This is a genomic window from Nitrosomonas sp. HPC101 (genome assembly GCF_009833125.1).
Lineage (GTDB): Bacteria > Pseudomonadota > Gammaproteobacteria > Burkholderiales > Nitrosomonadaceae > Nitrosomonas.
In genome coordinates, this window is sequence record NZ_QRCC01000001.1 from 397,423 (window position 1) to 408,019 (window position 10,597).

The window sequence follows — 10,597 nt, forward strand, 5'->3', positions numbered from 1 at the left end:
GGTTTAACACAAACCTCATATTTATACTACCACTCCTTGGAAAGTGAAGATCTCGCTTGGTGAACTTAAGACTCCAAGATGGTGTAATTCGTAACTCATTGAATCTGTCAAAAGTAAATTTCATTTGCATAAATCGAAATTACCGCTCAGCCAATATCTTATGCAAAAAATCCAACAGGCTGCCACAGCTGCCTATTTTCTGCTTTTGGTAAATATACTTTCATCTCCCCCGTTACACGCGATTCCTCAAGCCAACCGGGATAATCAAAAGCAGCTGCATGATTTGCGTACGCGTATCGACATCCTGCAAAAAGATCTGACTGATAAAGAATCTTCCAAGATCAAGGCGGTTGATGCACTTCGTGATTCTGAACAATCAATAAACAATTTGCACAACAAGCTTTCCCAGCTAGCACACCAACAAAAAAATATACAAGACAAACTTACCCGTTTACAAACTAAATCGGCACAGCTTCAAAATGAAACCAGCGCCAGGCAAACGCAGCTTGGAAAGTTGATCTATTATCAGCACTTGACAAAACACAAACAATATTTGCAATTATTATTCAAACAACAAAACCCTGACAATGCTACGCGTAACCTCTACTACTATAGATATATAGCACAAGCACGCTCCCAAAATATTGATGAGTTACGTAACCAGCTGGCTGATTTGGATACATTGGCTCATGCAAGCCATATCCAAAATCAATCCCTTGAACACATCCGGAACGAGCAACTTCGACAAAAGCAGCAGCTCGAGCTGGAAAAAAACCAGCGATCGGAAATCCTGGCATCGCTCTCCGCAGAGGTTTCTCGTCAGCAAAAAAAAATTAATGAACTGAAGCAGGATGAACAGCGTCTTTCCAAGTTGATTGAGAAACTCAATAAACAACTCGCACGTAAAAAAAATCCTCCTACAAAACAAAATAGTAACAAATCAGCATTACGCAATAACAAGTTACCGGAAGCCATTGAACAAAAGGGATCGTTTGCTGCACTAAAAGGAAAATTACGATTACCTGTCCAAGGAGAACTGATCAACCGCTTTGGCAGCCCGCGCGAGAATGGTGGTATAAAGTGGCAGGGGTTGTTCATACGCTCTTCCGGAGGTAACACAGTCAAAGCTATTGCAAATGGAGAAGTTATATTTTCTGACTGGCTACGAGGGTTTGGAAATTTAATGATTCTGGATCACGGCAACCATTACATGAGCTTATACGGCAACAACGAAGCAATTTACAAACGGGTGGGCAATAAAGTTAGAAGTGGTGATACGATAGCAACAGTCGGCAACAGTGGCGGAAACGCTGAATCAGGCCTGTATTTCGAACTCAGATATCAAGGCAAGCCTTTTGACCCGCTCGGCTGGGTAAAAATAGAATAGCTTAAAAAACTAATATCAAATATTTTAATAAAAATATACAGATTCCTCCGAAAAAATAAAGGGCAGAGCAAATATACCATGCGTAATTTTATGAAAAAAATCAGTTTAGTTTTCGTCGGCATCATTGCCGGAGTCATGGTCAGCCTGAACTTCTCCGCTATTGCGGATAAAGAGATCAAGGAAGAATTACAAACTCTTCCGATCGAGGAGTTGCGCACATTCTCGCAAGTGTTCGGTCGTATCAAAAGCGACTATGTTGAGCCTGTAGAAGATAAAAAACTGATTACCGAAGCAATTAACGGAATGCTGGTCGGACTGGATTCGCACTCGGCTTTCCTGGACAGCGAGGAGTACAAGGAATTGCAAATCGGGACACAAGGAGAATTTGGAGGATTAGGCATACAAGTAACAATGGAAGATGGACTGGTCAAGGTCATCTCCCCAATCGAAGATACACCTGCATACCGTGCAGGCATCAAAACCGGCGATCTCATCATAAAAATTGATGATACAGCTGTTAAAGGTATGACACTCAACGACGCCATCAAGCGGATGCGAGGAAAGCCGGATACTTCGATTGTCCTCACTGTTATTCGCGAAGGTGAAGCCGAGCCTCTTACCTTCACACTTGTTCGCGCTGTTATCAAAATCGAAAGCGTCAAATTCAAGCTTATTGAACCGGGTTACGCCTATATACGCATTACCCAGTTTCAGGAACGCACCGGAGAAAATCTGGCTGAAGCCATTACCAAACTTTACAGCGAAAGCAAGGTTCCCATGAAAGGCCTGGTGCTGGATTTAAGAAACGATCCGGGTGGACTACTAAATAGTGCAGTAGCAGTTTCAGCTGCTTTTCTGCCAAGTAATGCACTGGTGGTTTACACGGAAGGACGCACTAATGACGCCAAAATGCAGCTGCGCGCAAATCCCGAATATTATCTCCGCAGTACCGGCCATGATTTTCTGGCGGGCCTGCCGCAAAGTATCAAGACCATACCAATGGTAACGCTGGTTAATGGTGGCTCTGCTTCCGCATCGGAAATTGTTGCTGGAGCATTGCAGGATTACAAACGATCCATCATCATGGGTTCACAAACCTTTGGCAAGGGATCGGTACAAACCATCTTGCCACTCAGCAACAATACGGCCATTAAACTGACAACAGCACGCTACTACACACCCAACGGTCAATCGATACAGGCAAAAGGTATCATTCCGGATATACTGGATGAAGATACTGATAACAACTCTCGTCTGTTAAGAGAAGTTGATCTTAATCGCCATTTAAATAATGGTCAGGAAGGAAACAACATTCGCCAGAAATCAGCGCTCGAGGAAAAAGGTGCTGAGTCTTCCAAGGAATCAAAAAACAAAACAGGCGAGAAACCAAAGAGCCACGAGCCTATGGAATTTGGATCCAGTAATGACCAGCTGTTGACCAAAGCAATTAATTACCTGAAATCTGGATCTAAAAAATCCAAACACGAAACAGCTAAGGCAAATCAAGATTGATTCATTCCGGACAAGGTGGCAGAGCAACGTGGATGATCAACAGCTGTTACGTTACAGTCGCCACATTTTGTTACCGGAAATCGATATTCTTGGTCAGGAAAAATTAACGCAGTCTAGTGTTTTCATCCTGGGGGCTGGCGGATTAGGCTCTCCTGCCGCACTCTATCTTGCCGCCAGCGGGATTGGAAGGCTTATTATTTGTGACTATGACCGGGTTGATCTGACAAACTTGCAACGGCAAATTCTGCATGACACGGCTTCAATTGGCAAACTCAAAACTGATTCTGCCAGAAATACACTGCAGCGCATTAACCCGGAAATAGAAATTATCTCCCTGGCAGAGCATGCCACTACTGATCTGTTCAATAGTGAAATTGGTAGCGTTAATATTGTAATTGATGCCAGTGACAATTTCCCGGTACGTCACATGCTCAATCAAGCTTGCCTGAATCATCGTAAACCCTTGATATCAGGGGCTGCCGTCCGATTCACCGGGCAAGTTGCCGTATTCGACCTACGCCAGAATACCAGTCCCTGTTATCATTGCCTGTTCCCTGACTCGGGTGACAGCGATGATCCCGGGTGTGCCGTAATGGGTGTATTTTCTCCGCTAACAGGTATTATTGGCTGTATTCAGGCCGCCGAAACGATCAAGGTGTTGCTGGGTATCGGCGAAACACTCCATGGTCGCTTGCTTCTTCTGGACGGGTTAACTATGCGCTGGCGCTCACTCAGACTGAGCAAAGATCCACAGTGCCCTGCATGTGGCTCAGCTCATTAGGGCACAAAATGGAGGTGAAGTAGGTTGCGAGACTTTTACCTTGGGAGAAGAGGAGCCTATAGATGCCGAGCAAACAAAAAAATAGCCGCAAACCGATCATCCACGATCGCACCGGCATCACAACCTAATGAATTATTCAGGTTTAACAAACGTCAGCCAGATACCTGAAACTGTGATGTTGCAAGACGTGCATAGAGATCGCTGGACTTCATCAACTCCGCATGTGTCTCCAATGCTTCCAGACAACCATAATGGATAAGAGCAATACGATCAGAAGCAACCACCGTACTCAGGCGATGCGCAATAACAATAGTCGTCCGGCCTGTACTCAATCTGGCAATTGCCTGCTGCACCCGATGCTCACTCTGACTATCCAGTGCACTGGTCGCTTCATCCAGCAATAAAACAGGGGCATCTGCCAAAACAGCTCGGGCAATTGCCAGACGCTGCTTCTGGCCACCGGACAACCCTAAACCGGTGTCACCCAGATTGGTCTGATAACCCTGCGGCAAAGACATAATAAAATCATGTATGAAGGCCGCCTTCGCAGCCGCTTCAATTTCAGTATTCGTGGCATCTGGACGTGCATAACGCAGGTTCTGTTCGATACTGCCATGAAATAACGCAGGATTCTGTGAGACCAGCGCAAAACTGCGCCTGAGATCCGATAAATCCAGATCACGGATATCCACACCTTCCAGCTTGATACTCCCCGATTGCACATCGTAAAAACGTAGCAGCAAGTCAAACAAAGTCGATTTACCCGCGCCTGAGAGTCCTACCAGTGCCAGCGTTTCACCTGGCCGTACAGTTAGTGAAAAATCATTGATAGCCTGCACCTCCGGTCGCGACGGATAGGCAAAACATATCTGGTGGAACACGATATCGCCCGTTACCACAGGCAATCGGCGTGGATTGGCAGGTGAATAGATTTGGCAGGGCTCCTCCAGCAGCTCCATGGTGCGCTCCGCAGCGCCTGCTGCGCGCTGCAAGTCACCCAGCACTTCTGAGACCGACCCTACTGCAGAGCCAACGATAATACTGTAAAAAATGAATGCCGCCAGCTCCCCACCACTGATTCTGCCTTCGATTACATCCATACCACCAATCCAGAGCATCATGCCGATTGCACCGAACACCAAAACAATCACCACTGCGATCAACCAGGCACGCTGTAATGTCCGCTGACGGGCAATGAGAAATGCATCCTCTACATATTGATTGAAACGTATTTTATCCACAGCCTGATGGTTATATGCCTGTACCGTCTTAATCTGCCCAAGCATTTCTCCGACATAAGCGCCGACAGTTGCCACCTTGTCCTGGCTCTGTCGTGACAACAAACGCACACGTCGTCCAAACAATAAAATAGGTATTATGACCAGTGGAATGCTGAACATAACGATGACAGTCAGCTTGATATTAGTGATAAATAACAGGATCACACCACCAATCAGCATAATCAGGTTGCGCAACGCAACCGAAATGGAAGAACCCACTACGGATTGCAACAAAGTCATATCTGCGGTCAGGCGGGACTGGATTTCAAGACTGCGATTGGCTTCAAAAAATCCGGGATGTAACTCGATCAGATGAGCAAAAACCTTACAGCGTATATCTGCAACTACCCGCTCGCCCAACCAGGTCACCCAGTAATAGCGGGTAAATGTGCCTATCGCCAGCAGCACCACCAACATCAGGAAAATTAACACATACTGAACCAGCAATGCAGGAGACTGTGTAGCAAACCCTTGATCTACCAGTAATCGTATGCCTTGGCCAATCGAAAGTGTAATCCCGGCAGTCAGAAACAATGCCAGCAGACTAAAGCCCATCGATAATTTATAGGGCTTAAGGAAAGCAGCCGCTTTCAAAACGGCCTGCCAACGATTAGTCATCACGAATAAATCCTGGTGGTAAATCTCAGATCATACAGTTAGGAAAGTTAGAAACGGAAATTCTGGTTTTTTTGTGATCAAAGGTATAATTGCAAAACTTTTAACCAATTATAACAGCAGGATAAATGGGACATTCGGAAGCAGAAAAAATCAGCGTTTTGTTTGTCTGCATGGGAAATATCTGCCGATCACCCACTGCAGACGCAGTATTCAGGCATCATGTCAGATCTGCCAGGCTAGAGCACCTCATTCATATTGATTCTGCCGGAACACATGCTTACCACATCGGCGAACCACCAGATCGACGTTCACAGCAGGCTGCGCTCAAACGGGGTTACAATTTACAGAGTTTACGTGCCAGGAGAGTTGTGGAAGAGGATTTTTCACATTTCCAATACGTCCTGGCTATGGATCACTATAACCTAGAAGAATTGCGACAAAACTGCCCATCACAATATACCGACCGGCTAGGGTTATTACTGCAATATAGCGACCAATGGAAAACCCAGCAAGAAGTACCTGACCCATATTATGGCGGCAACTACGGATTTGAAAGAGTGTTGGATCTGGTAGAAAATGCAAGTCAGGGGTTGTTAAGGCATATTTCTGAGAATATCTATACTAGATAGATAAACTATTAAAAATAACCTTTTTAGTATTTAATACAGACTTAATCAAAATCAAACCGCCACAAGTTTTATTATTTAATAAAACTTGACTACAAAAGAAGAATACACCCATATACCTTCCAATCAAAATGAATCAAAAAAGAAGTTCACCAGTAGAAGTACTGATTCAGTTATTTATCATATTTATTTGTGTATATATCGCATATAAATTCACTCAAACTCATGACATTATCCCCAAATCAATTATCCGGCTACCCGATATTTATATAAGCGAAAATGATATATGGCATTTATCAATAATATTTACTACTATTTTCGCCATAGTACTGATCCCATCGCAACTTATTCTTGGCCGCGGAGTATTTTATAAGCCACAGAGGTTCGCCAGTGAGTACATGGCTTATCTTTGTGCCTATACAACTGCTTCCTTATACATTTTCTTTGTTACTACCATCAACTATCATCCTCAGCTGATTGCAGCCACCGGACTATTCTCAACGATTGCCTATGTTCTGGTTTTTGTGGGTTGGTACGCAATCAAAGAAACAGATAGAAGCAAATTTAGCAGCCTGTATCTTGTACCTTATAGTATCCTGCGCAAGCTTTTTTCTGTCAAAGGTATTCTGATATTAATCTATTTTCTATCCCCATTATTACTGGGGAAGGCTTTTGTTTCAGATAGAGATACTGCTAATCTGATCACTCAAATCAGAATCTGGTTTAATCCGGTTGAAGATTCGGGCTGGGGATTAAAACGGCTTTACGCCAACGTTGATCTCTCCCAACCTATGCTTGTCAGGCAAGCACCAAACGATCCAAAGAATTTATATATCCTGGAAAGAAACGGCCGAATCATTAAACTGAATTATCCAGAATCGGATCAAGTTGACTTGGTTCTTGATGCTACAGGCCTGCTTGGTGAAGTAGAAATGGAGAATGGAGCACTTGGATTCGATTTCCATCCTGAATTTAACCAACCAGACAGCCAAAACGCCGGATTTCTTTACCTTTACTACACAGAATCTCGGGGAGATACACAAGTAAATAAGCTTTCAAGATTTGATGTCTCCTCGCCAGACATCAATGCCAGATTGCGTTCCGAGACAACTATTCTTTCTCTGCCCAGAAATCCAGATGGATTTCATAATGGCGGTTCCATAGAATTCGGGCCGGATGGATTCCTCTATATTGGATTAGGTGAAGGTGTGCACCCGAAAGGCGCTTCTAACTACTCAGAAACATTAAGATCGGGGATCTTAAGAATCGATCTTAATACTGATAACACTCACACAAGCTACTCTCCTCGTGAGCCGTTTATACACGGAATACGACAAAACTACCTTATTCCCCAAGATAATCCATTTGTAGAAAACTCTGAGGTAATGGACGAATATTGGGCAATCGGCCTCAGAAATCCATTTCGCTTCACTTTTGACCCGGAAACTAAAAAACTTTGGGCTGGAGATGTAGGATCAACTGTATGGGAAGAAGTAAATATTATTGAAAAAGGGAAACATTATCAATTTCCTTTTATCGAAGGAAGGCATTCAACAGGTAAAGAGAAACCAGAAAAGCTGCCAGCGCCGGAGCAGGGACCTGTCTATACCTATGAACATACAGCCTACGATCGAGCTGTTATAGGAGGTACGGTTTACCGGGGTAACAAATTTCCGGAACTATTTGGTAAATATGTCTTTGCAGACAATTATTCAGCAAAAATATTTTTGCTGAATACAGATAAAAGAGAAGTTACTGAAGCTAAATTGATTGCACAAGGATCACAGTACGCACAGCGCGGTATCAGCTCTGTAGTACAGTTAAACAACGGAGATATTCTGGTTACGTTACTTGGCGCAGCGTCGCATCCAACAGGTGAAGTTTTATCCTTAGTTAAGTCCGATCAAAAAATAATACAGCAAGCAGATCATACCACTGACAATCAAGTGATTGAGTCAGAAACCAGAGAATATGATGAAAACCTCACACGCCAACTTTTCTCTATAAATTGCTCCAGATGCCATGGAAGAGAAGGTCGTGGTGATGGTCCTGATGCGGAATTGCTTGACGTCAAGTTACCGGATTTTACCTCAGAAGACTTTCAGTCAACCAGAACTGACAACGAAATTCGAGATGTTATTGCAAAAGGCGGGGCTCCATTACAAAAGAGTCCAATGATGCCCCCTTGGGGCGGCTTTCTGAAACAAAGCGAGATCGACCATTTAACGATTTACACACGTAATCTAGGAAAAGCCAACGAGCATCATACTCATTGAAGTATTCGGGTGGCTTGCAATCTTTGAGCCCCCTTCTTTCTTTATCAAAAGATATTGTAATGCGTAGAACTCTGGTTATAAATGTAGCTGGTCTGACCGAATCAATGATTGGAGAAAACACACCCAATCTTCATAAGCTTAAAACAACGGGGCAGCTAGGTTATATAGAAACCATAACACCCGCTGTTACCTGTTCTGTTCAAGCTACTTTCTTGACTGGAGAAATGCCGGATCGACACGGCATTGTGGCTAATGGGTGGTTTGACCAACAATATAACGAAATCTGGTTCTGGCGACAATCAAACAGGTTGATCAAAGGAGAAAAAGTCTGGGAAGCCGCAAAAAAAATTAACCCAAAATTCAGTTGTGCAAATATGTTCTGGTGGTACAACATGGCGACGACCGCAGATTTTGCTGTTACGCCAAGGCCGATGTATCCAGCTGATGGCAGAAAAATACCAGACTGCCACACCCAGCCAGCTGAACTACGCGATCTTCTTACTGATAAATTTGGTTTTTTCCCTCTATTTAATTTTTGGGGACCCAATACTTCGATTAATTCAAGCCGATGGATTACTCAAGCATCAATATATGTTTGGCAAACCAATCATCCAACACTGATGTTAGTCTATCTTCCACATCTTGATTATAATCTTCAGCGCTTGGGCCCTCAGCACCCTGAACTAATAAAAGATATAAAGCTTGTAGATAAGCTCTGTGGAGAGCTGATAGATATGGCTCTAAATGATAAGGCTCGGATCATCGTATTATCAGAATACGCCATTACCCCTGTAAAGAAACCCATTCATATTAACCGTTTACTCAGGAAAAATGGTTTTTTACAAACGAGAGATGAGCTAGGGTTAGAACAGCTAGATTTATCTAATTCAAAGGCTTTCGCTGTTAGCGATCACCAAATCGCTCACATATACGTCCATTGTCATGATGATATTCCTGCTATCAAAGCATTAGTTGAATCCATGGACGGAATAGAAAAAGTGTTAAGCAAGGAAAACTGTGAGCAATATTTCCTGAACCATCCAAGATCAGGTGATCTTATTGCACTAGCAAAACCAGATGCATGGTTTACTTACTATTATTGGCTGAACGATAAACGAGCTCCCGATTACTCCAGAACAGTAGATATACATAGAAAACCAGGGTTTGATCCTGTGGAGCTATTCTTTGATCCGGATATTCGTATATTGCCGCTATCAATAATGTGGAAGTTATTAAAGCAGAAACTGGGATTCCGCCAGCTGCTGAATGTAATCCCTCTAATACCTGAATTGGTAAAAGGCTCTCACGGCATTGTACATAGCGACAAAAAATACAGCCCTATCGTTATTTCATCCGAAAAAGATCAACTGCCCAATCCAACAATCCATGCTACAGCCATAAAGAAACTGATGCTTGATCATGTCTTCACCGATAACTAATACATGCTACCTGCTTCACCAATAACATCTCTACAACGACATGATGTAACGGATTCCACTACTCAGAACGACATCAAAGCGGAACATGTCAACCTCATTTGAGCTACTTCTGCAAAAACTAAATTGCTTTCTCGATGGCGGCTTGGCGGTGCTGGAGCTGGGCAGAGAGCCAGGTATAAGCACAGTGACGTTCTATAAGTAGCGTTCGAAGTACGGCGGTATGGATATGTGTCGATGTGACCTGACCGGACTTTTTCGATTCAAAGTAACTTGAGACAATGGCCTCTTGAAGAACGAGAGGCGTATGAAGAAGACACGATATAGCGATGAGCAGATTGTCCGGATCCTACGGGAGACGGACAAGGACACGGTAGTCGAAGTAGCCAAGCGTCACGGTGTGAGCGAGGCGACGATCTACATCTGGCGCAAGAAGTACGGCAGCATGGAGACCGACGAGGTCAAGCGCTTAAAGGGGCTGGAGGCCGAGAATGCACGGCAGCGTAAGCTGTTGGTTGATCGAGACCTTGAGATTGATGTCATGAAGGAGATCAATGCAAAAAAAATGGTAGGCGCACAGGCCCGATTGGTGCAGGCACGGTACGCCATCTCTCGTGGCGTATGCCAGCGCAGGGCTTGTGCGCTGATGGAAGTTTCCCGTTCCGGTTTGTATTACACATT

8 protein-coding genes are annotated in these 10,597 nt (G+C 43.9%); 7 read left to right on the plus strand and 1 reads right to left on the minus strand.

What is annotated here, in order from left to right:
• Positions 1-124 precede the first annotated feature (124 nt).
• The 3 genes from ABO04_RS01815 (at position 125) to ABO04_RS01825 (ending at position 3,680) form a co-directional block, all read left to right on the plus strand.
• On the plus strand, positions 125-1,387 hold the full coding sequence (locus ABO04_RS01815; protein WP_240141365.1) for a peptidoglycan DD-metalloendopeptidase family protein: 1,263 nt from the start codon (positions 125-127) through the stop codon (positions 1,385-1,387).
• Positions 1,388-1,465: 78 nt separating this feature from the next.
• Positions 1,466-2,899 (plus strand): S41 family peptidase, encoded by a 1,434-nt coding sequence (locus ABO04_RS01820; RefSeq protein ID WP_160808893.1) that lies wholly within the window; start codon positions 1,466-1,468, stop codon positions 2,897-2,899.
• A gap of 28 nt (positions 2,900-2,927) precedes the next feature.
• Positions 2,928-3,680 (plus strand): HesA/MoeB/ThiF family protein, encoded by a 753-nt coding sequence (locus tag ABO04_RS01825; RefSeq protein WP_160808894.1) that lies wholly within the window; start codon positions 2,928-2,930, stop codon positions 3,678-3,680.
• A gap of 152 nt (positions 3,681-3,832) precedes the next feature.
• On the opposite strand, the gene ABO04_RS01830 is transcribed toward ABO04_RS01825, so the two are convergent.
• Positions 3,833-5,578, minus strand: coding sequence for an ABC transporter transmembrane domain-containing protein (locus ABO04_RS01830; protein WP_160808929.1), 1,746 nt, complete (start codon positions 5,576-5,578; stop codon positions 3,833-3,835).
• Positions 5,579-5,703: 125 nt separating this feature from the next.
• Between ABO04_RS01830 and ABO04_RS01835 the strand changes: the two genes are divergently transcribed.
• The 4 genes from ABO04_RS01835 to ABO04_RS01850 all read left to right on the plus strand — a co-directional run.
• Complete coding sequence (locus tag ABO04_RS01835) at positions 5,704-6,207, plus strand: low molecular weight protein-tyrosine-phosphatase (protein WP_160808895.1); 504 nt, start codon at positions 5,704-5,706, stop codon at positions 6,205-6,207.
• Positions 6,208-6,335: 128 nt separating this feature from the next.
• Entirely contained in the window at positions 6,336-8,480 is a 2,145-nt protein-coding gene (locus tag ABO04_RS01840; protein ID WP_160808896.1) for a PQQ-dependent sugar dehydrogenase, read from the plus strand.
• Positions 8,477-9,919, plus strand: coding sequence for a nucleotide pyrophosphatase/phosphodiesterase family protein (locus tag ABO04_RS01845; protein ID WP_205012730.1), 1,443 nt, complete (start codon positions 8,477-8,479; stop codon positions 9,917-9,919). The genes ABO04_RS01840 and ABO04_RS01845 overlap by 4 nt, the downstream gene beginning before the upstream one ends.
• A 304-nt stretch (positions 9,920-10,223) precedes the next feature.
• Positions 10,224-10,597, plus strand: a 374-nt coding sequence (locus tag ABO04_RS01850) for a transposase (RefSeq protein WP_160808897.1), incomplete at its 3' end; no start/stop codon positions are given.

Bases quoted from the DNA above. Each gene is read 5' to 3' on its own strand.
- ABO04_RS01820 (WP_160808893.1), top strand. From the start codon at position 1,466: ATGCGTAATTTTATGAAAAAAATCAGTTTAGTTTTCGTCGGCATCATT.
- ABO04_RS01830 (WP_160808929.1), bottom strand. From the start codon at position 5,578: ATGACTAATCGTTGGCAGGCCGTTTTGAAAGCGGCTGCTTTCCTTAAG.
- ABO04_RS01835 (WP_160808895.1), top strand. From the start codon at position 5,704: ATGGGACATTCGGAAGCAGAAAAAATCAGCGTTTTGTTTGTCTGCATG.
- ABO04_RS01840 (WP_160808896.1), top strand. From the start codon at position 6,336: ATGAATCAAAAAAGAAGTTCACCAGTAGAAGTACTGATTCAGTTATTT.